The following is a 19,985-nucleotide window of genomic DNA, read 5'->3' as shown; positions in this document are numbered from 1 at the left end:
GTTGCTGACCGAATTGAAATCGGGCGTTCGCTACCATGGCCGGCATGACAAGACAAGGTTTGCCGCCTTGCTTCCCACTTCGTCATCCTAGGGCGAAGCAGGAGCGGAGCGACGTCGCGGAGACCCTAGGATCCATGCCGCGATGTCGGCCAAAGGATGCGGCGGCTCAAGACCCTTGGCCGGCAAGAAGCCGAAACTGATGAGCGGTGCGGCAGGCAGAAAACCTTCACCGCAGCGGAGCTCGAAGGTCGCGGCATGGATCCCGGGGTCTGCGCGCGTCGCTTCGCTCCTTGCTCCGCCCCAGGATGACGAAGCCTTGGATAGGCTGACCTAATCGTCCTTCAGCCGCCGCCATGGCGAATTGTGATCCGGGCCGCGCTTGAAATCGTCCTCGCGCGAGTAATCGCCGTCGTCGAGGTCGATGACCTTGTCGCGGCTGCGGGCGCGAAAGCCGCCGGCGCTGAAATCGGTGGCGACGACGATGCGGCCCTTGAACCGGCGCCAGGCAAGGTCGCGCACCGGCGGCAGGAACAGGAGCAGGCCGATAATGTCCGTGATGAAACCAGGGATGATGAGCAGGATCGCGGCGACCACGATCATGGCGCCGTGGGCAAGATGGCGGCTCGGGTCATGGCCGGCATCCATCTCGGCGCGCACCCGCGCCATGACGCCGAAACCCTGGTGCCTGAGCAACAGCACGCCGGCGATGCTCGAGGCCAGCACGAGGCCGACCGTCGCCAGCGCGCCGACCTCGCGGCCAACGATGACGAAACCGGCGATTTCCAGCAGCGGAAGCGCGAGAAGGAAAAGGGGAAGCAGCGAAATGCGCAAGTCTTGCCGATCTTTTTTCGATGGTCGTTTCGTTTGTTTTGCCCCTGGCGGCCAATCACCGCTGGCACCGAGGCTGTTAGATAGGTATGCCTGCCATTGATTTGAATGATTGCGCCTTGCGTTCTATATGCTTTGAATGTTGAACGCTATGCGACCGCGGCCTTTCGGCTGGACGGTCCGGCCTAGAGGCAGGGATTGATTGGCGGAAGATATGGGATTCTTCGACTTCGGCACGATTTTCTTCCTGATCGCGGCGGTGGTGATCTTCTTCCAGCTGCGCAACGTGCTGGGCCGTCGCACCGGGAGCGAGCGGCCGCCCTTCGATCCCTATACGGCGGCGCGCACCGACAAGGATGCAACGCAGAAGCCCGAGAATGTCGTTTCGCTGCCGCGCAAGCGCGCGCCCGGCGACCCGGCCCCGGCCGACGCCTATACGGCGATCGACGCCTTCGCCAAGCCCGACACCGATCTCAACAAGGGCCTGCGCGCGATCAAGGACAATGATCCATCCTTCGATCCGAAGGGCTTCGTCGACGGCGCCAAGATGGCTTATGAGATGATCGTCATGGCCTATGCCGACGGCGACCGCAAAACATTGAAGAACCTTCTGTCGCGCGAGGTTTTCGACGGTTTCGTCGCCGCGATCGGCGAGCGCGAGGCCAAGTCGGAGAAGATCCAGTCGTCCTTCGTCGGCATCGACAAGGCCGACATCGTCTCGGCCGAGATGAAGGGCGGCGAGGCGCATGTGACGCTGCGCATCATCAGCGAACTGATTTCGGCGACGCGCGACAAGGCGGGCGCCGTCATCGACGGCGATCCGGAAACCGTGGCCGAGGTCAAGGATGTCTGGACCTTCGCCCGCGACACGCGCTCGCGCGATCCGAACTGGAAGCTCGTCGCCACCGAAGAAGAAGACTGAGCCCCGATGCATGCCGCCTAAAGTGCGAAGCGGTTTTGGGATAACGACATGCATGAGAACAGGGTTGGCGAGGCTCCCGTGTCGCTATCGCCGCTTTTTGTCGAGAAGTCCTTCGCGGATCTCCCCGGCTGGGGCGGCGACGACCACCTGCCGGCCTTCGAGGCGTTTCGCCGCTCCGCTTTCCATGTGCTGGTAAAACCCTATCGCAGCGGCGCGCTCGGCGTCGATTTCGGCGCCTTCGCCGAGGCTTATGCGGAGGCGCGCGGTGTCGCTTCGCCGGATGGAGCGCAGGCCCGAGCCTTCTTCGAGCGGCATTTCATCCCCATGCTGGTTGTTCCGATGCCGGTCGGGGTCGAGACCGGCGCCGGCCTCGTCACCGGCTTCTACGAGCCTCAGGTCGAGGCATCGCCGGTGCGCACCGACCGTTTCACCGTGCCGCTTCTGTCGCGGCCGGCCGATCTCGTCGATGTCGACGACGCCAACCGGTCGCAGGGGATGGATGCCTATCTCGCCTTCGCACGCCAGACAGCGGACGGACCGGTCGAGTATTTCGACCGTGGCGCGATCGAGCGCGGCGCGCTCACGGGCCAGGGGCTTGAGATCGCCTGGCTGGCCGACAAGGTCGATGCCTTCTTCGTCCATGTGCAAGGGGCGGCGCGGCTCGCCATGACCGACGGCCGGCTTTGCCGTGTCACCTACGCCGCCAAGTCAGGGCAGCGCTTCACCGGCCCGGGCAAGGTGCTGAGCGAACTGGGCGAAATCCCGCTGTCGCAAGTGACGATGCAGTCGATCCGCGCCTGGTTCAAGGCGCATCCCGGGCGCGTCGACGAGATCCTGTGGCAAAACCGCTCCTACATCTTCTTCCGCGAGGCCGAGGTGGAGGACGCGACCCTCGGCCCGATCGCCGCCGCCAAGGTGCCGCTGACGCCGGGGCGCTCGGTCGCCGTCGACCGGCTGCTGCACACGTTCGGCACGCCCTTCTACATCGACGCGCCGACGCTGACCGCCTTCGACAAAAAACCGTTCCGGCGGCTGATGATCGCGCAGGATACCGGCTCGGCCATCACCGGGCCGGCGCGCGGCGATCTGTTCGCCGGCTCGGGCGATGCCGCCGGCGAGATCGCCGGCGTGGTGCGCAACGCCGCCGATTTTTACGCGCTGGTGCCGCGCGCGCTGGCCGGGAGCGCCCGGTGAGCAAGCGCCCGGACAGGCTAAGCGAAGACGACCGGGTGTTGTGGAACCTGGTGGCGCGCACGGCCAACCCGCTGAAGGGCAGGACTTCGGTCGACATTCCCGACCTGGCCATCGAGGCCAAGCCAACGCCGGCGCAACCGGCCCAGCCCACCGCCAATGCGGCGGCCGTTGCCAAGCCAAAGGCACAGCATGTCACGCACCGGCTCGACGAACCGACGCTGGACAAATTGTCGAAGGGCCGGCTGCCGATCGAAGGCCGCGTCGACCTGCATGGGATGACGCAGGACGAAGCCTATTCGCTGCTGTTCTCGTTCCTGCACCGGGCGCATGCCGGCGGCATCCGCTATGTGCTGGTCATCACCGGCAAGGGGTCTTCCTCCGGCGGCGACGGCGTGCTGCGGCGTGCCGTGCCGGCCTGGCTGTCGACGCCGGCGTTCCGGCCGCTGGTCTCCAGCCACGACCATGCCGCCCGCAACCATGGCGGCGCGGGCGCGCTCTATATCAGGCTGCGGCGGGTGCGTTCATGAGGGTTGTGAGGCCGGGCGCATGACGCCGTTCGGCGAGAGGCTGCGGGCGCTGCGCAATGAGCGCGGCGTCAGCCAGAAGGACATGGCGGCGGCGATCGGCGTCAGCGCCGCCTATCTGTCGGCGCTCGAGCATGGCAGGCGCGGCGCGCCGACCTGGACGCTGATCCAGAAGATCATCGGCTATTTCAACGTCATCTGGGACGATGCCGAGGAACTGGCACGGCTGGCCGAAGCCTCGCATCCGCGCGTCAGGCTCGATACGTCGGGGCTCAATCCCGCCGCCACCGAACTGGCCAATCTGCTGGCCGAGAACATTGAGAAGCTCGACGAGGCGGAACTGCGCCGCATCACCGCATCGATCCGTGCGGCGCTGGGCCGACGGGCGTGATCTGTTCCAACCGGATTTTGCGACGGGCGTCCGCCTGATCGCAAACCAGTGCCCGCCGGCGAAACGCCAGCGGGCAGCTGTGGTGGGATCAGGGCTTACCGGCCGGCCCGCCATTGGGATTGCCGCCATTCGTGCCCGGGTGGTCATGGTCGCCACGGCCGCCGTTGCCACCGCCCAGACAGTCCGACGCGCCGGCGGTGCCGCAACAACGGCCGGCCCAAAGGTCATTGAGCGTCGTCTTGACGCAGCTCGTGTCGGTTTGACCAGCCAGAGCGGATCCGCCCAAGGCCGATACCGCGACGGCGGCGAGAAGGGTATTACGCAGGAAAGCAGTCATTTGAAGTCTCCATGGTTGGGTTTCTATCGTTCACGGCTGTGTGTCGCCGGGCGAACGGAAATGGTTCACGGAGATGCGAAGATTTTTTCGGAGGGAGTGCGCGTCACCTCGCGAGGGCGGGCCGCGGCAGAGCCCTTCGCGATTAGCGGGAGCCTCCACGCGTTCGTCATCCACGGGCGGAGCAGCCGCGAAGCGGCGTCGCGCAGACCCGAGGATCCATGCCGCGACCTGCGGGCGTCGCAGCGGTGCAGAATGTGGTGATGCTCGGATGAAGATGGCCGGCGCCTGTTCCTGCGCCGCCGCGTTCTATGTTGGTGTCACGGCATGGATCCTCGGGTCTGCGCGCGTCGCTTCGCTCCTTGCTCCGCCCTAGCATGAAGAAGCGCTGGGGGTGCGCTGCCCAACCAGGCGGCTGCAGTCCTACTCCACCGAGCCGACCAGAACCTGCTGGCCGCCGCGGATGGAGACCCAGCGGCCGGTGTTGTCGATCGCCTGCCGCTTGAGGAAGCGGTAGCCAGTCTGGTCCCAGGCCTTGACCTTGTCGGTCAGATTGTCGAGCACGTAGTCGCCCTTGTCGGTGCGCACGGTCAGCACGGAATGGCCTTCGCCGTCTGGCTTGCGCACCACGGTGATGAGAAGATCGGACAGCGAGATGCCCATGTGGGACAGCCGGCGGCGCTTCTCCAGCACATAGTCCTCGCAATCGCCGACGCCCTTGTCGGGATAGGCCCAGACCTCGTCCTTGCCGTAAATGTCCATGTCGCTCATCGGCTTGACGGCGGCGTTGACCCTGGCGGTAACGCTGGCGAGCTTGCTCATCAGCCCATTGGTCATCCTGGCCGGTGCCAGATTGCTTGGACGGATCGAGCATTCGCCGGGGTGCAGTCTGCAGAAATCATAGTGGCCGATCGGCTGCGAGGTGATGCCCCCGGTCGCCATCGCTCCGGCAGCCAAGGCCGGTGCCATCCAGCCCGCCGTGGCTGCCAGGCCGGCCATGGCCACGCACAAGCGCAGCCTTCTCGCCATTGTTGAGGAATTCATTGTCCCCGCTCACCCTGTTGTTAACGAAACGTTAAGGGCGATCGGCAGTCCGTGTCAATTCCGACGACGGGCTGATTTGCAGCATGGTTACCCGAGGGGAGGGACAGCGACGCTTGTGCAGCAGAATCGGACCGGCAACCGATTCTGCCCGGAATTGCCTACCGCTTGGCGGTTCGGATCAGCTTCGGCTTTACCGCGACCCGGTTCTGGCGGCCATAGCTGGTGATGAAGTCGACGATGCGCGGCACGATCTCGGAACGGAAGCGCGAGCCGTTGAAGACGCCGTAATGGCCGACCGCCGGCTGTATGTAGTGCGCCTTCTTGTCGGCCGGAATGTTGACGCACAGATCCTGCGCCGCCTTGGTCTGGCCAAGGCCCGATATGTCGTCGTTCTCGCCCTCGACCGTGAACAGGGCGACATTGCGGATGGCTGACGTGTCGATCCGAGTGCCGCGATGCGTCATCTCACCCTTGGGCAAGGCATGGCGCACGAACACGGTGTCGACGGTCTGCAGGTAGAACTCCGCCGTCAGGTCCATGACAGCCAGATATTCGTCATAGAAGTCGCGGTGTTTTTCGGCATTGTCGCCATCATGCTTCACAAGGTGCATGAAGAAGTCCTTGTGGGCGGCGATGTGGCGGTCGAGGTTCATGCTCATGAAGCCGGACAGCTGCAGGAAGCCTGGATAGACCTCGCGGCCGAAGCCGGGCTCCGGCCAGGGCGCGCGCATGATGACGTTGCCCCGGAACCAGTCGATGCCCTTTTCCTCGGCCAAAAGGTTGACCGCGGTCGGGTTGCGGCGGGTGTCGATCGGACCGCCCATCAGGGTCATCGTCGACGGCACGAACGGGTCGCCCCTGGTTTCCATAAGCGCCACCGCGGCCAGAACCGGCACGGAAGGCTGGCACACCGCCATCACATGGGTGTCGGGCCCGAGCGCGTGGAACATCTCGATGACATAGTCGATATAGTCGTCGAGATCGAAACTGCCGTCGACCAGCGGCACCATGCGGGCGTCGACCCAGTCGGTGATGTGGACATCGGCATAGGGCAGCATGGCTTCCACCGTGCCGCGCAGCAGCGTCGCATAGTGGCCAGACATCGGCGCCACGATCAGCAGCTTCGGGTCGGGCTTGCGCGCGGCCGGCACGGCGCGCTCGAAGCGGACGAGATTGCAGAACGGCTTCGACCAGACGGTTCTTTCGGTGACCGCGACGCTCTTCCAGTCGACGACGGTCTTGTCGAGGCCGAAGGCCGGCTTGCCGTAGCGGCGCGTGGTGCGTTCGAACAGTTCGGCGCTTGCAGCGATCGAACGGCCCCAGGGCGTGTGCGAGATCGGATTGAGCGGGTTGGAATAGAACAGCCGCACCGCGTCGGCATAGAGCCGGGCGGGCTGCAGTGCCGCATGGTTCATCTCATAGAGCTGGTAGAACATCGACAACCCCGCTGCGGCCTGCAATCGAAGGAACGACGAGCAGCGCCGAGCCCTAGATGTCTCGCGGCGAGGTTAACAACTAATTGTTGCGATGCAATACGTCACGTCGCGTGAGCAATGGTTCTTTCGTCCAAAGCGCTGGAAATCGGCCTTGAACGGGCGAGCCGGCTCAATGTGCAGTGCCGAAATGTGTAGGAAATATGTCCGGCCTTCCTGCCGGACACCAGACCATGATCCCGAAAAGTGGTTCCGGTTTCGCTCTGCGGACCCCGGGTTCGCAGGGATCACGGTCCCAGGAAAGACGACATTAAGGCGTTTTGTTTTGATGCATATCGTTGTCCCAGAACCGCTACACACTTCTGGGCGACATGCATTAGACACGCGCCATGCAGACAGCGGTCTGGCCGGAACCGATGAAGCCGAGCTGGCCGGCGGCGCCCTTCGACAGGTCGAGCACGCGTCCGCGAATGAACGGGCCACGATCGTTGATGCGCACAATGACGCTGCGGCCGTTGTTCTGGTTGGTGACCCGCAATTTGGTGCCGAACGGCAGTGTCCGGTGGGCGGCGGTCATCGCCGAGGGGTTCATGCGCTCGCCCGATGCGGTCTTCGAGTGCAGCGCGTACCAGGAAGCGCGGCCGCACTGGCCGGCGGCGGCGGTCGCCGAAGTGGCGGAGGCGCCGACCATCAGGCCAGCAGCGATCGTTACCGCGACAAGCGCGGTTTGATTTAGGGTCTTCATCTTTAAGGGGTGGCTCCGTTTTTGACAGACCCCAGCCGTTAGGTCGAGAATAAGGCAGGAAATGCGGCAGTGATCTGTCCGTTCCGTGGCGAGATCACACGTTTGGAGTCACCGGGTAACAGTCTGTCAGGGATTTTCCGGCGCGCGAAGATCAGTTTTTGATGATATTCGTAATCGCGCCGAGGACTTTCATGACAAAATTTGGCTTAGATTTTCAAGTAGAAGTCGCGCCAATCTGGTCACTTCCTTCGGCTCTTTCATCGCGGCCATGGCGCCGCAAACGATCGACTTGGAAAGCGGGATCCGTCAATGAGACTGACCAAAAATCTGCTGGCCTTGATTGTGCTGGCTGTCGGAGCGGTGTGGTCGTTGCAAGGCATCGGCGTGGTCGGCGGCAGCTTCATGACCGGCCAGTCGCAATGGCTCTATATCGGGCTTGCCGCCATGCTGGTCGGCCTGGCGGGGCTGGTGTGGGCGAACCGGTAGGGGTGAGGCGGTAGCAGACCCTTTATTTTGATAAGTTTACGCTATAACTGGTTATAATCCCGCAGCGGAATGCGCTGGCGGACGCGATGCTGTTTGGCGCGGGTATATGTGGAGGTCTGACGTGAGCAACCTTCGGAAAGATTGGGCAATCGGGGTGGTATTGCTGCTTGGGGCGACAACTATCGTGCCGACCCATGCGCGTGGCGAAGTATCGGTGCCGGCAATCCTACTCAACAAAGTCCAATTCGAAACGCTTTGCGCTTCGGCACCTGGCTTCAGTTCACCGACGGCACACGCGCTCCACGGCAGGATCTGCATCGTAGCGGCGTCAACAACAAATCGCCTCCCATGGGCCGGCGGCAACGCAAGTAGCCGCGTCGGAGACCGGGGTGGCGGCAGCAGCGGCAGCCAAGGCGCGGGAGGAGTTGGCGGCACCGGCGGCAGCGGAGCCACAGGCGGCACTGGAGGTACAGGCGGCACGGGAGGTACAGGCGGGAATGGCGGCGGCTTGTTCGGGAACGGCGGCACCGGTGGGAATGGCGGCACGGGAGGTACTGGCGGGAATGGCGGCGCCGGTGGGACTGGCGGCACCGGTGGTACGGGAGGTACCGGGGGCACGGGCGGCAATGGTGGCACAGGCGGCGGCTTGTTCGGCAATGGTGGTGCGGGCGGTGCCGGTGGTACTGGAGGCACTGGAGGTACTGGGGGCACCGGCGGCAATGGCGGCACAGGCGGCGGCTTGTTCGGCAATGGCGGTGCCGGCGGCACGGGAGGTACTGGGGGCACAGGCGGCGGCTTGTTCGGCAGTGGCGGCGCCGGCGGCAGTGGCGGGGCCGGTGGTATCTAGGACTGGAAAAGCGGCAAATCGAGCCTGATGAGATGAGGCCGGAGCCAGTCAGTCAGGTGGGAAAGCAGCATGCCGTTCAATGGCGCGATCGACGCAATGAACCGCATCTCACCGATGGCGATCAAATATTCGTCACCACGTCCTGCCTCCGGCGCAATGCGATCTCACGGTAGAGCGCCTCGGGACTGACGCCTATTTCATGGGCCAGCGTCGACCAATGTCCTCTGGCGGGAAGGCTCCCATGCCAGGAAACCCACGCATCGAGGCGGGCCGCGACTGTCTTGAGTGACAGGATCTCCGACTGCAGCCGCGCCTGCTGGACCTCGTGTGCGAGATGGCGCGCCCAAGCGATCGCCAACTCGGTATCGTTCTCGATCCGGGCGAGCAGCCCGGTGCGTGGAATGGCCCAGGTCACGGCAGCAATCTCCGCTTGGGCCGCGCAATGGTAGGAGGCTGAATATAACGAGGCTTCGGCCAGGATGGAATTTGGACCCGCGCGTTGAAGGATCAGGGCCGACCCGTTGTCCTGATGCCTGACCAGATGAACAACGCCCGAACGCACGACGTGAACAAACCGGACGGGATCACCCAGATGAAACACCGGTGCTCCCGCCGCGAACTCGATCTCGCGGCCTTCCAGACGGTCGAGCAGGGCAATTAGCGGCGGCGACATGATTTCAATCATGTCGCGTTGCTCTACGCTATGGCAAGCATGCTCCGCCAACGGAGCAATTGTCATGATACGCGCCCTCGTCCTCGCCGCCTGCCTGATCCCCTCCCTGGCCTGCGCCCAGCAAGCCCAGACAAACGGAGTGGACCACAAGACGATGATGCAGCACATGCAGATGATGGGCGCGCAAGCCGCTGGTGTCTCGGTCCCGACGGAACCGGGCCAAGGCGCGTTCGCGGCGATCCAGGAGATTGTAGCCATCCTCGAGGCCGATCCCGATACAGACTGGTCCAGAGTGGACATCGACGCCCTGCGCGCGCATCTCGTCGACATGGGCGCGGTTACCTTGGCCGCCGATGTGAAGAGCGAACCGGTCGCGGGCGGAACCCGCTTCCTGGTCACGGGTTCGGGAGCCGTTCGGGATTCCGTGCGCCGGATGGTGAAGGCCCATGCTGCGGCGATGAACGAGATCGACGGCTGGCGTTTCGAGGCTTCCGACATCGACGGTGGCGCGTCCCTGACCGTGTGGCCGCCGGCGAAGGATGCTGGCAAACTGCGCGGCCTTGGATTCTTTGGGCTCATGGCACAGGGAATGCATCATCAGCAGCACCACCTGATGATCGCGCGCGGCGAAAACCCCCATCACTGACATGGAACCGAGCCCTCCCGGCCGAAACCGTTTGCTGGAAAGGTCGCGTTCGTGAGGCTGCACACCGGATTTGACGACTGAAAGGGACCATCTCCGCAACCGCTAGCGTGTCAGCGAGCGCTGGATAGGCGACAGCGATCCGCGCACTACGGCTTTTCTCCATTACCGCAGAAATTCGGTGAATTCGTGCGTCGTCAGCCTACGAATTGGAACAGGCTTCCATGTGCTCGGTCCTAAGTATAGTATTATTATCGAAATAAGGGGGGATGAACCACCGACGGGCGGCACCCCGATCCGCCCTCGGGCTACAATGTCTCGGCATATTCCGGGTCGTCTCGGGTCCGCGGCGGCTAGAAAAGAAACAGAATCAAGGCCACTTGGCTTGTAGCGAATGTCACTGGAATTTATCCATGTTGACAGTTTGGTCGCGCATTCCCGGAGTGCCAAGTGTTTTTGGCGCTGAGGATCTCACACCGTCGCATGACAGGGAAATTTTGATTTCATGCTCACAAAAAAGGGGAAGTACGGCCTCAAGGCGCTCGTCCACCTCGCACGGATGCCGGCCGGGCAGCTTGCTTTCGTCAACGACATCGCGACTGGCAACACCATTCCGAAGAAATTCCTCGACGCCATCCTGGGCGAGCTGCGCAATGCCGGCTTCGTCCAGAGCCGCAAGGGCAAGGATGGCGGCTACCGCCTCGCCCGGCCGGCCGACGAGATCAAGGTCGGCCACGTCGTGCGCGTCCTCGACGGGCCGCTGGCGCCGATCCCTTGCGCCAGCCGCACCCTTTACCAGCGCTGTGAAGACTGCAACGAGGCGACATGCCAAGTCCGACATCTGATGCTCGAGGTCCGGCAAGCGATCGCCGAGGTGCTCGATCAGCGCAGTCTCGCCGAGATGCGCGATATCGGCCTCGACGACCTCCCGGTCACGGTGAAGGTCCAGGCCTGACGCATCTCACAGGGCGGGAGCGCGCATGAGCGGACGGGTCAATTCCATCATCCCCAGCTCCATCATCATCGTCGGCGGCGGTGCCTCGGGCGTCGTGATGGCCGCGCATCTGTTGAAATCGCCCAATCCGGATCTGCGCGTCACGCTGATCGAGAGGCGGCCGCATTTCGGCCAGGGCATCGCCTATTCGACGCTGCTGTCGGCGCATGTGCTCAATGTCAGCGCCGCCGGCATGAGCGCCTATGCCGACGATCCCGGCAATTTCTGGCGCTGGCTGCAGGGGCATGGCCTGGTGGACGCGGAGCAGACGCCACGGACGCCCTTCTACGCGCCGCGCAGCATCTATGCCCGCTACCTCGGCGAATTGCTCGACGACCTCGAAGCCCGCGAACAGCCCACCGGCCGGCTGCGCCTCATCCACGAGGAGAGCCTTTCGATCACGCCGACCACCTCCGGCGTCGAAGTGGCGCTTGCCAACGGCACCAGCGTTGTCGGCCATCTGGCCATACTCGCCACCGGCCATGATGAGCAGCCGACGCAAGGCCATGCGGTCCGCATGGGCTCGGAGGCCGACACGGCGCTCGATGCGGACAGTCCGGTCATGGTGCTGGGCACCGGCCTCAGCATGGTCGACGCGTTCCTGGCGCTCGAACAGCGCGGCCACAAGGGCAAGATCGTGGCCGTGTCGCGACGCGGGCTGCTGCCGTCGCCGCACCGCAAGGGCAATCCGATCAAGCTCGACGTCGCCGACATTCCGCTTGGCACCCAGCTGTCCTATTTCGTCGGCTGGTTCCGCGACCTGATCCGTGAGAACCAGGAGGCCGGCATCGACTGGCGCGACGTGGTCGACGGCCTGCGCCCGTTCAACCAGAAGATCTGGCAGAACTGGCCGGCTTCCGCCAAGCGCCGCTTCGTCGAACACACCAAGGCGTGGTGGGACATCCACCGCCATCGCATGGCGCCCGAAGTCTACGCTCGCGTGACCGAGGCGGTGAACTGCAGCCGCATCCGCCTTGTCGCCGGCCGCGTCGTGGACATCGCCAAGGGTGGCGAATTCACCGTCCAGGTCCAGTCACGCCACACACAGCGGCTCGAAACATTCGGCGTTGCCCGCATCTACGATTGCTCGGGCATCGTGCGCGACATCTCGACCTCGTCGAACAGCGTGGTGCGCTCGCTGGTCGATCGCGGGCTGGCGCGGCCGGATCCGCTGCGGATCGGCCTAGATGTCTCGGCCAATTGCGAGATCATCGCCGGCGACGGCAGCGTGTCGCGAAAGATTCTCGCCGTCGGGCCGCTGACACGCGGCACCTTCTTCGAGATCGACGCCATTCCCGACATCCGCGTCCAGTGCGCGCGGCTGAGCAAACAACTGCTCGGGTAGGGCGATTGCATAAGCGCCCTGCGCGATCGCACCATATTCGGCTGAGGGCAGTCTGGTATCAATCCGGGGCGGCCCTATGTCTGGCCGAACAACTTCCGTTCTTAACTATAAGACGGCAGGACTAAGGTCTTGTGCCCCAACGGGCCTTGGTCCGAGGGGCCCTCGAACGTTCCGTACTTGTGCATTGGACGTTCCGTACTTTAGCCAATCGAGATATACATGGCTTCACGCCGGCCCGTTGTTATGGCGGTGCAAATCGGCCAAGCCGGCTATGGGCACCCAGCGACAAGGAAAGAATGGCCGGAGCAGGGGATGCTTGGGTTGGAAGCGGGCTGCACCGGCCATTGCGGGATAGGCTTCGATTGGGATCGTCCTCCGCACCGACCAAGCTATAGATATATTAGCTATCACTCAACTAAGACTGAAGTCCCTGCCGTCGAGGAAAGCCTGGGCAGGAGAAAGCGCGATGCCTTCCCTTGGGAATTGCTTCAAACCAAAGAGCATGTTCCACCGCCCGATGCCTCGCATGGGCGCGCGCCGAGCCGAACGGATAAGGACCCTCGGCGTCCCCGCAGCCTTCCGCGCTGTGTCCAAACCGGAATTTCATTCCGCATCTGGCCGGTCGATTGGCATGATCTATCTTCTATCCCGCGACAAACGGCTGGAAAAGAGACTACGCTGCCGCTCTGCCGACCAACTCAAAAAACAGCGCAAGATGTCGTCCGAAAATTACTTCACACTTTTCGGCATCATGCGTTAGGCGGCCGCTTGATCATGGAGCATCCGAATGAGCGAGCAGAAGGTCGCCGCGCCTGACAACGGTCCCTCGGACAGCGCAACATCCCGCCTGCGTCCGCCCTATGCCTCGGTGCTCGACCTGATCGGCCAGACGCCGGTGGTCGAGCTGAGCAAGTTCGACACCGGCAAATGCCGGCTGTTCATCAAACTCGAAAGCCAGAATCCGGGCGGCTCGATCAAGGACCGCATCGCGCTGTCGATGATCGCCGCGGCCGAGAAAGAGGGCCGGCTGAAGCGTGGCGGCACCATCGTCGAGGCGACCGCCGGCAATACCGGCCTCGGCCTCGCCCAGGTCGGCATTCCCAAGGGCTACCGCATCGTGCTGGTGGTGCCCGACAAGATGTCGCGCGAAAAGATCCAGCATCTGCGCGCGCTGGGCGCGGAAGTGCGCATGACCCGTTCCGATGTCGGCAAGGGGCATCCCGAATATTACCAGGACATGGCCGAGAAGATCGCGGCCGAGGTGCCCGGCGCCTTCTATGCCAACCAGTTCGCCAATCCGGCCAACCCGCTGGCGCATGAGACGACCACCGGGCCGGAAATCTTTTCGCAGCTAAACGGGCATGTCGACGCGGTGGTGGTCGGCGTCGGCTCCGGCGGTACGCTGACCGGGCTCGGCCGCTACTTTTCGAAAGTGTCGCCGAAGACGGAAATGGTGCTGGCCGATCCGGTCGGCTCTGTGCTGGCGCCGCTGATCAAGACCGGCAAGATGGAAGAGGCCGGCAGTTGGACGGTGGAGGGGATCGGCGAGGATTTCGTGCCGCCCAATGCCGATCTGTCGCTGGTGAAAAAGGCGTATTCCATATCAGACAAGCAGAGCATGCTGGCGGTGCGCGACCTCTTATCGCGCGAAGGCATCCTGGCCGGCTCGTCGTCGGGCACGCTGTTGTCGGCCGCCTTGCGCTATTGCCGCGAGCAGATGACGCCCAAGCGCGTCGTCACCTTCGTCTGCGACAGCGGCAACAAATACCTGTCAAAGGTGTTCGATGATTTCTGGCTGGCCGAGCAGGGCCTGGCCGAGCACGAACAGCATGGCGACCTGCGCGACCTCGTCATGCGCTCGCACCGCACCGGCGACACCGTTTTCGTCGGCCCGGACGAGAGCCTGCTCAACGCCTATGGCCGCATGCGCCGCTCCGATGTCTCGCAGCTGCCGGTGCTGGACAAGGGCAGGCTGATCGGCATCGTCGACGAAAGCGATATTCTTGCTCATGTCGATGGTCCCTATGACGGCCGCTGGGAGCGCTTCAACGGTCCAGTGCGCACGGCGATGACTTCCAATCTGCACACGCTGCAGGCCAGCCAGACGCTGGATGCCTTGCTGCCGGTGTTCGACCGCAACGAGGTCGCCATCATCTTCGACGGCGACGAGTTCGTCGGCCTGATCACCCGCATCGACCTGATCAACCATCTGAGGCGCGCACGATGAGCAGCAACGTATCCGGCAAGAACCGCCTGGCCTTCTCGACGCGCACCATCCATGGCGGCCAGAGCCACGACCCGCTGACCGGTGCGGTCATGGTCCCGATCTATGCCACCTCGACCTATGGCCAGCAGTCGCCCGGCGTGCACAAGGGGTTCGAATACGCACGTAGCCAGAACCCGACGCGCTTTGCCTTCGAGCGCGCGGTGGCCGACCTCGAAAGCGGCACGGCGGCCTTCGCCTTCGCTTCCGGCCTGGCGGCGATCTCGACGGTGCTGGAACTGCTCGATAGCGGCGCGCATATCGTCGCCACGGATGACATCTATGGCGGCTCGTTCCGGCTGATGGAACGGGTGCGCAAGCGCTCGGCCAATTTGCAAGTCTCCTTCGTCGACTTCACCGACCTTGCGGCCGTCGAAGCGGCGATCCGCCCGGAGACGAAACTGCTGTGGGTCGAGACGCCGACCAACCCGCTGCTGCGCATCGTCGACCTGGAAGGCGTCGCAGCGCTGGCCAAACGCCGGGGCATCCTGTCCGTCGCCGACAACACGTTCTGCAGCCCCTATATCCAGCGGCCGCTGGAGCTCGGCATCGACATCGTCGTCCACTCGACGACCAAATATCTCAACGGCCATTCCGACATGGTCGGCGGCGTGGCTGTCGTCGGCGACAACAAGGAGCTCGCCGCCCAGCTGAAATTCCTGCAGAACGCCATTGGCGCCATATCGGGTCCGTTCGACAGCTTTTTGGCGCTGCGCGGGCTGAAGACATTGGCGCTCAGGATGGAGCGCCACTCCGACAACGGGCTGAAGATCGCGCAGTGGCTGGAAGCCCGCAAGGATGTGCGGCGCGTCCTCTATCCCGGCCTCGCCAGCCACCCGCAGCACCGCATAGCGGTGCAGCAGATGCATGCCTTCGGCGGCATGATCACCGCGGTGCTCGACCGCGACCTCGCTGGAACAAAACGCTTCCTCGAACGCACGCAGCTGTTCACGCTGGCCGAAAGCCTCGGCGGCGTGGAAAGCCTGATCGAACACCCGGCGCTGATGACGCATGGCTCTATCCCCGCCGAGAAGCGGGCGGAGATCGGGATCTCGGATTCGCTGGTGCGGCTGTCGGCGGGGATCGAGGATGGCGATGATCTGATCGCGGACCTGGAGCAGGCTCTGGGGGGATGAATGGGCGCTACTTCTGCGCACGAGCCAATCGCCAAAGCTGGCGCTACCCCTCACCTGCCTGCCGGCATCCTCTCCCCGTAAACGGGGCGAGGGAACCGTCGTCGCCGGTTCCGCCAATCGCCGGCGGCAACGGTTGGCCGCTTTCGCCCCGTTTACGGGGAGAAATACCCGGCAGGGCATTGAGGGGCGGCGCCGACGTCTCACGATGAAAGGCCCAGTCATCACCCTGGTTGACCTCGCGTCCCATTCGCCCGAGATGTAGCGCCCATGGCCACGCGCGAACCCCCAAAGCCCTCCGAGCCTCTCACCTTCGCGGTGCTGGTGTTTCCCGGCTTTCCGATGATGGCGTTCAGTTCCGTCATCGAGCCGCTGCGCGCCGCCAACATATTGGCGAAGAAGGAATGCTATCGCTGGATCATCGTCGGCGGCACGAAAGGCGCGGTCGAGGCTTCGAACGGCGTCGTCATCCAGCCGGGCTTTTACGCGGAGGACGCGCCGAAGGTCGACCGCATCGTCGTCTGTTCGGGCGGCGATGCCGATCATCTCGTCGCCGAGGATGCGGCGAGCTGGATCCGCCGCAGCCTGCGCAATGGCGCGCATATCGGTGCGGTGGCGGATGCGGCGTTCTTCCTTGCCCGCGCCGGCCTGCTCGATGGCCATGCCTGCACCTTGCACTGGACCAGCCAGGCCGCTTTCGCCGAGGCGTTTCCCGACATAGAACTGCGGCGCGACCTTTACGTCATCGACCGCAAGCGCTTCACCTCGGCGGGCGGCGTCGGCAGCCTCGACATGATGCTGGAGATCATCACCCGGGATTACGGCGCCGAGCTTGCCGCCGGCGTCGCCGAATGGTTCGTGCACAGCCAGCTGCGCTCCAGCGTCGATCGCAAGCTGATGCCGCTCAGGCTGCGCACCGGCGTGCAGAACGAGCTGGTGCTGTCGGCGATCGCCATCATGGAGGACGCGGTCGAGGAGCGGCTCGGCATGGCGGAACTGACCGCGCGGCTCGGCGTGTCCTCCGACAAGCTCGAACGCTCCTTCCGCTCCGAACTCGCCGTCTCGCCCAACGGCTACTACCGGCGGCTCAGGCTGAAGCGCGCCGCTGATCTTTTGGCGCATTCGACGCTCGCCGTGCGCGACGTGGCGCTGGCCTGCGGCTTTGCCTCGATGTCGAGTTTTGCTCGGGCGTTTCGCGAGGAGCACGGGCATCCGCCGAAGCTGGCGCGGCGGCATTAGGATAATAGAAAGAGAATGCCTCGTGGATCGAACCGGAACAAGCATCAGGGGATAGAATTGGACAACCACTTCGGCGATGGAGCATTTGCTTTTCAACCTTGGAAAACGCCTTTTGAGAACTCTGACATCGAACTGGTGGATGTAGCGTATTCCGAAGGCAGAGCGTTGATCTTTCGTGTTCGGGCGCACGAGTCCGGCTCGATCTATCGCGTTTGCTTCGAGCATGTATCGGCATTTCGCGTCCTTGATGAGCATGGCCTTCTTGAGCTGTGGGAGAAGACAAGAGAAAGTGGGGGACGACCTGCCCGGACAACGTTCCAGGTCAGGAATCATCTTTGGACGAAAGAGAGTACAATCTCGTTTGTCACGTCAGATGGATGGAGCTATGTCGTTGCAAGTCACTTTGATTGTGTAGAAGTCGTCACCGCGAACTTGCCGTCCATCACACTAGAGGCTTGAGATATCGGATAGGTCCGCAACGGGTCGAACTCGGTCGTTCGTTTTGATCGGATTTAACCGAGGCGCCGGCGGCATCCCGCACAACACACGCGGTTTTCCGCACAATGCTTTCTCACCTTCTGCGCCATGGTCTGACCTCGCCATCCCCACCCAAGGCCATTTCCCCATGAGCATCGTCGTATTCGACCCCGACAGCACCGAGGACGTCGACTTCAAGGACCGCATGCGCCACCCCGCGGCGGCCGATGCGGCGGGCGGCATGTGGCTGTCGGACACCGAGCCGTCCTTCATCGACGCGGATGCCTTGCGCAAAGGCCGGCTGGCCAAACTGCGCGGCTGGATGCGCGACGCCGGCTATGGCGGCGTCGTTTTGTTCGATCCATACAACCAGCGCTACGCCACCGGGTCGCGCAACATGTTCGGCTACTTCCTGCGCAACTCGACGCGGTATTTCTTCATCCCGACCGAAGGGCCGATCGTGCTGTTCGAATACCCGCAGAGTTACCATGTCTCGATGGTGCTCGACACGATCGACGAGGCGCGGCCTTCCAAGCTGGTCTGGTCGTCGGTCTCCGGCCGCGACGACGAAACCGCCGGGCCCTTCGCCGACGAGATCGCCGAACTGTTGAAGAAGCATGGCGGCGGTTCGATGAAGCTCGGGCTCGACCGTTGCAGCCATCTGCAGGCCCTGGCCTTGGAAAAGCGCGGCTGCGAGGTCAAGGATTGCCAGGGCGAGATTCTCGCCGTGCGCGCGGTGAAGACGCCGGAGGAAGTGAAATGCCTGCAGGTGTCGATGGCCGGCGCCGAGGCCGCCGTCTATGCGGTGCGCGAGGCGATCAAGCCGGGCGTCTCCGAAAACGAGCTGTTCGCCATCATGTATGGCGAGGTCATCCGCCAGGGCGGTGAGTTCATCGAGACGCGGCTGTTGACCTCGGGCCAGCGCACAAATCCGTGGTTCAACGAGGCCAGCGGGCGAAAAATCCGGCCGGGCGAGCTGCTGGCGCTCGATACCGACACGATCGGCTGCTACGGCTATTATTCCGATTTCTCGCGCACCTTCCGCTGCGGACCAGGCAAGCCGACGCCTTACCAGAAGTCGCTCTACCAGATGGCGCATGACCAGGTTCAGCACAATATATCGATCGTCAAACCGGGCATGGCGTTCCGCGAAATCGCCGAAAAGGCGTGGAAAATCCCCGACCGCTTCGTCGACCAGCGCTACACCTCGGTCATGCATGGCGTCGGCATGCATGGCGAGACGCCGTTCATCGCCCATGCCATGGATTACGAGACCTATGGCCGCGACGGCCATATCGTGCCAGGCATGGTGGTGAGCGTGGAAAGCTATATCGGCGAGAAGGGCGGCCGCGAGGGCGTCAAGCTGGAGGACGAAATCCTGATCACCGAGACGGGCACGGAGCTTCTGTCGCGCTTCCCCTATGAGGATGAGTTTCTGGAGGGGCGGGTTTGATGGTTGTTGGTCACCTCGGCCAAGTATCGCTGACCTTTTCGAATAGCTGCGCCTCCCATCGCCTTCGTCATCCTAGGGCGGAGCAAGGAGCGCAGCGACGCGGCGCAGACCCTAGGATCCATTCCGTGACGTCGATGCCGCGCAACGGTTACCGAATTCTGCTCCGCTGCGCCATTCGATTGACGTCACGGCATGGATCCTCGGGTCTGCGCGACGCCGCTGCGCGGCTGCTTCGCCCGTGGATGACGAGGGCGGCGAGGTGCCGGCTAACCGCTAGCGCTAACTCGCTGAACAGAACGGCGCTGACTGTCAATCCAGGCGCCTCCGCATGAAGTCTCCCATCGCCATCAAGCGCGGCACCGTGGCCGCGATCTTCATCGACCTGCAAGAAGAGCACCGGCAGGACCCGCGCTACCTCGTCGAGGGCTATGGAAAGATTCTCGACAACGTGCAGCGCCTGCAGGCGGCGGCGCGCGCCAACCACGTGCCGCTCCAGCACTGGGCCTATATCGTCGATCTCGACAGCCAGGACCGGCCCTTTCATCCCGTTGGCGCCGACGGTAAATCGGCATTTTCGGACAAGAGCGATCCGCTGACCGAAATCTGCCATGAGGTAGCGCCGGCCGAGGGCGAGGCGCTGCTGATCAAGGCCGAGGCCAGCGCTTTTCGTAACGGTTCGGCGGCCGACCAACTCAAGGCTTCCGGCATCGAATGGCTGGTCATATCAGGCGTGTGGACGGAGGCCTGCGTCGATGCCTCGGTCAAGGATGCGGTGGCAAAAGGCTTTCGCGTGCTCCTGGTCAAGGATGCCTGTGGCAGCGGCAGTGCGGCCATGCACCAGACAGGCATTCTCAACCTCGCCAACCGGCTCTATGGCGGCGCCGTCACCGACACGGAGGGCGCCTGCCGGCTGCTGGCCGGCGAGACGGTCACGGTCTGGCAGGTCGAAGGTTCGGTGCCGCTGCGCTTCAGCTTCGACGATGCGGCCCGGCTCTACGCGGATCTATGACGACTGGG

Annotated in this window: 22 protein-coding genes; 16 read left to right on the top strand and 6 right to left on the bottom strand. The window is 63.7% G+C overall.

What is annotated here, in order from left to right; all coding sequences use genetic code 11:
- Window positions 1-330 precede the first annotated feature (330 nt).
- Entirely contained in the window at window positions 331-831 is a 501-nt protein-coding gene (locus tag A3AU_RS0122455; RefSeq protein WP_027054871.1) for an FxsA family protein, read from the bottom strand.
- A gap of 211 nt (window positions 832-1,042) precedes the next feature.
- Between A3AU_RS0122455 and A3AU_RS0122450 the strand changes: the two genes are divergently transcribed.
- From A3AU_RS0122450 to A3AU_RS0122435, 4 genes are all read left to right on the top strand, one after another.
- On the top strand, window positions 1,043-1,750 hold the full coding sequence (locus tag A3AU_RS0122450; protein WP_027054870.1) for a Tim44/TimA family putative adaptor protein: 708 nt from the start codon (window positions 1,043-1,045) through the stop codon (window positions 1,748-1,750).
- A 78-nt stretch (window positions 1,751-1,828) separates the two neighbouring features.
- Window positions 1,829-2,944, top strand: coding sequence for a murein transglycosylase A (gene mltA / locus A3AU_RS0122445; RefSeq protein WP_027054869.1), 1,116 nt, complete (start codon window positions 1,829-1,831; stop codon window positions 2,942-2,944).
- Window positions 2,941-3,471 carry a Smr/MutS family protein gene (locus A3AU_RS0122440; RefSeq protein ID WP_027054868.1) on the top strand — a complete coding sequence of 177 codons (531 nt, stop codon included), beginning with the start codon at window positions 2,941-2,943 and terminating at the stop codon, window positions 3,469-3,471. Before mltA ends, A3AU_RS0122440 begins: the two co-directional genes overlap by 4 nt.
- Before the next feature lie 19 nt (window positions 3,472-3,490).
- Entirely contained in the window at window positions 3,491-3,859 is a 369-nt protein-coding gene (locus A3AU_RS0122435) for a helix-turn-helix domain-containing protein (protein ID WP_027054867.1), read from the top strand.
- A gap of 88 nt (window positions 3,860-3,947) precedes the next feature.
- Here A3AU_RS0122435 and A3AU_RS0122430 read toward each other — a convergent pair whose 3' ends face one another.
- From A3AU_RS0122430 to A3AU_RS0122415, 4 genes are all read right to left on the bottom strand, one after another.
- Window positions 3,948-4,196 (bottom strand): hypothetical protein, encoded by a 249-nt coding sequence (locus A3AU_RS0122430; RefSeq protein ID WP_027054866.1) that lies wholly within the window; start codon window positions 4,194-4,196, stop codon window positions 3,948-3,950.
- Between the two features lie 420 nt (window positions 4,197-4,616).
- Window positions 4,617-5,237, bottom strand: a complete 621-nt coding sequence (locus tag A3AU_RS0122425) for a transglutaminase-like cysteine peptidase (RefSeq protein WP_027054865.1) — start codon at window positions 5,235-5,237, stop codon at window positions 4,617-4,619.
- Between the two features lie 158 nt (window positions 5,238-5,395).
- Window positions 5,396-6,673, bottom strand: a complete 1,278-nt coding sequence (locus tag A3AU_RS0122420; RefSeq protein WP_027054864.1) for a polyhydroxyalkanoate depolymerase — start codon at window positions 6,671-6,673, stop codon at window positions 5,396-5,398.
- Between the two features lie 373 nt (window positions 6,674-7,046).
- On the bottom strand, window positions 7,047-7,415 hold the full coding sequence (locus tag A3AU_RS0122415) for a septal ring lytic transglycosylase RlpA family protein (RefSeq protein ID WP_027054863.1): 369 nt from the start codon (window positions 7,413-7,415) through the stop codon (window positions 7,047-7,049).
- Between the two features lie 309 nt (window positions 7,416-7,724).
- Between A3AU_RS0122415 and A3AU_RS1000000139945 the strand changes: the two genes are divergently transcribed.
- Both A3AU_RS1000000139945 and A3AU_RS1000000138200 read left to right on the top strand, forming a co-directional pair.
- Window positions 7,725-7,901: a hypothetical protein gene (locus A3AU_RS1000000139945; RefSeq protein WP_167335249.1), complete on the top strand. Its 177-nt coding sequence runs from the start codon at window positions 7,725-7,727 to the stop codon at window positions 7,899-7,901.
- Between the two features lie 497 nt (window positions 7,902-8,398).
- The gene (locus A3AU_RS1000000138200; protein ID WP_154674640.1) at window positions 8,399-8,776 is read left to right on the top strand and encodes a hypothetical protein; all 378 of its coding nucleotides are present in this window, start codon (window positions 8,399-8,401) and stop codon (window positions 8,774-8,776) included.
- 93 nt (window positions 8,777-8,869) lie between these two features.
- Here the strand turns inward: A3AU_RS1000000138200 and A3AU_RS1000000139545 are convergent, their stop codons facing one another.
- On the bottom strand, window positions 8,870-9,433 hold the full coding sequence (locus A3AU_RS1000000139545; RefSeq protein ID WP_032917921.1) for a Crp/Fnr family transcriptional regulator: 564 nt from the start codon (window positions 9,431-9,433) through the stop codon (window positions 8,870-8,872).
- Window positions 9,434-9,485: 52 nt separating this feature from the next.
- On the opposite strand from A3AU_RS1000000139545, the gene A3AU_RS1000000139540 reads away from it, so the two are divergent.
- The 10 genes from A3AU_RS1000000139540 to A3AU_RS0122345 all read left to right on the top strand — a co-directional run bounded on the left by A3AU_RS1000000139540 (window position 9,486) and on the right by A3AU_RS0122345 (window position 19,977).
- On the top strand, window positions 9,486-10,067 hold the full coding sequence (locus A3AU_RS1000000139540) for a hypothetical protein (protein ID WP_051355439.1): 582 nt from the start codon (window positions 9,486-9,488) through the stop codon (window positions 10,065-10,067).
- Window positions 10,068-10,569: 502 nt separating this feature from the next.
- A complete protein-coding gene (locus tag A3AU_RS0122380) occupies window positions 10,570-11,019 on the top strand; it encodes an RrF2 family transcriptional regulator (RefSeq protein ID WP_027054860.1) in 450 nt (149 codons plus the stop codon).
- A gap of 25 nt (window positions 11,020-11,044) precedes the next feature.
- Complete coding sequence (locus A3AU_RS0122375) at window positions 11,045-12,403, top strand: FAD/NAD(P)-binding protein (RefSeq protein WP_027054859.1); 1,359 nt, start codon at window positions 11,045-11,047, stop codon at window positions 12,401-12,403.
- A gap of 466 nt (window positions 12,404-12,869) precedes the next feature.
- Complete coding sequence (locus A3AU_RS1000000139045) at window positions 12,870-13,163, top strand: hypothetical protein (protein ID WP_154674638.1); 294 nt, start codon at window positions 12,870-12,872, stop codon at window positions 13,161-13,163.
- 27 nt (window positions 13,164-13,190) lie between these two features.
- A complete protein-coding gene (locus tag A3AU_RS0122365) occupies window positions 13,191-14,630 on the top strand; it encodes a pyridoxal-phosphate dependent enzyme (RefSeq protein ID WP_027054858.1) in 1,440 nt (479 codons plus the stop codon).
- The gene (locus A3AU_RS0122360; protein WP_027054857.1) at window positions 14,627-15,802 is read left to right on the top strand and encodes a trans-sulfuration enzyme family protein; all 1,176 of its coding nucleotides are present in this window, start codon (window positions 14,627-14,629) and stop codon (window positions 15,800-15,802) included. Before A3AU_RS0122365 ends, A3AU_RS0122360 begins: the two co-directional genes overlap by 4 nt.
- Window positions 15,803-16,069: 267 nt before the next feature.
- Window positions 16,070-17,038, top strand: a complete 969-nt coding sequence (locus A3AU_RS0122355) for a GlxA family transcriptional regulator (protein WP_027054856.1) — start codon at window positions 16,070-16,072, stop codon at window positions 17,036-17,038.
- Window positions 17,039-17,095: 57 nt separating this feature from the next.
- Entirely contained in the window at window positions 17,096-17,497 is a 402-nt protein-coding gene (locus A3AU_RS1000000139040; protein ID WP_154674637.1) for a hypothetical protein, read from the top strand.
- 166 nt (window positions 17,498-17,663) lie between these two features.
- Window positions 17,664-18,968, top strand: coding sequence for a M24 family metallopeptidase (locus A3AU_RS0122350; protein WP_027054855.1), 1,305 nt, complete (start codon window positions 17,664-17,666; stop codon window positions 18,966-18,968).
- A 328-nt stretch (window positions 18,969-19,296) separates the two neighbouring features.
- Complete coding sequence (locus tag A3AU_RS0122345) at window positions 19,297-19,977, top strand: isochorismatase family protein (protein ID WP_027054854.1); 681 nt, start codon at window positions 19,297-19,299, stop codon at window positions 19,975-19,977.
- The last annotated feature ends 8 nt before the right edge of the window (window positions 19,978-19,985 follow it).

The sequence above is a fragment of the Mesorhizobium erdmanii USDA 3471 genome, from assembly GCF_000472705.1.
Classification (GTDB): domain Bacteria; phylum Pseudomonadota; class Alphaproteobacteria; order Rhizobiales; family Rhizobiaceae; genus Mesorhizobium; species Mesorhizobium erdmanii.
This window is presented reverse-complemented; position numbering and strand designations above follow the sequence as displayed.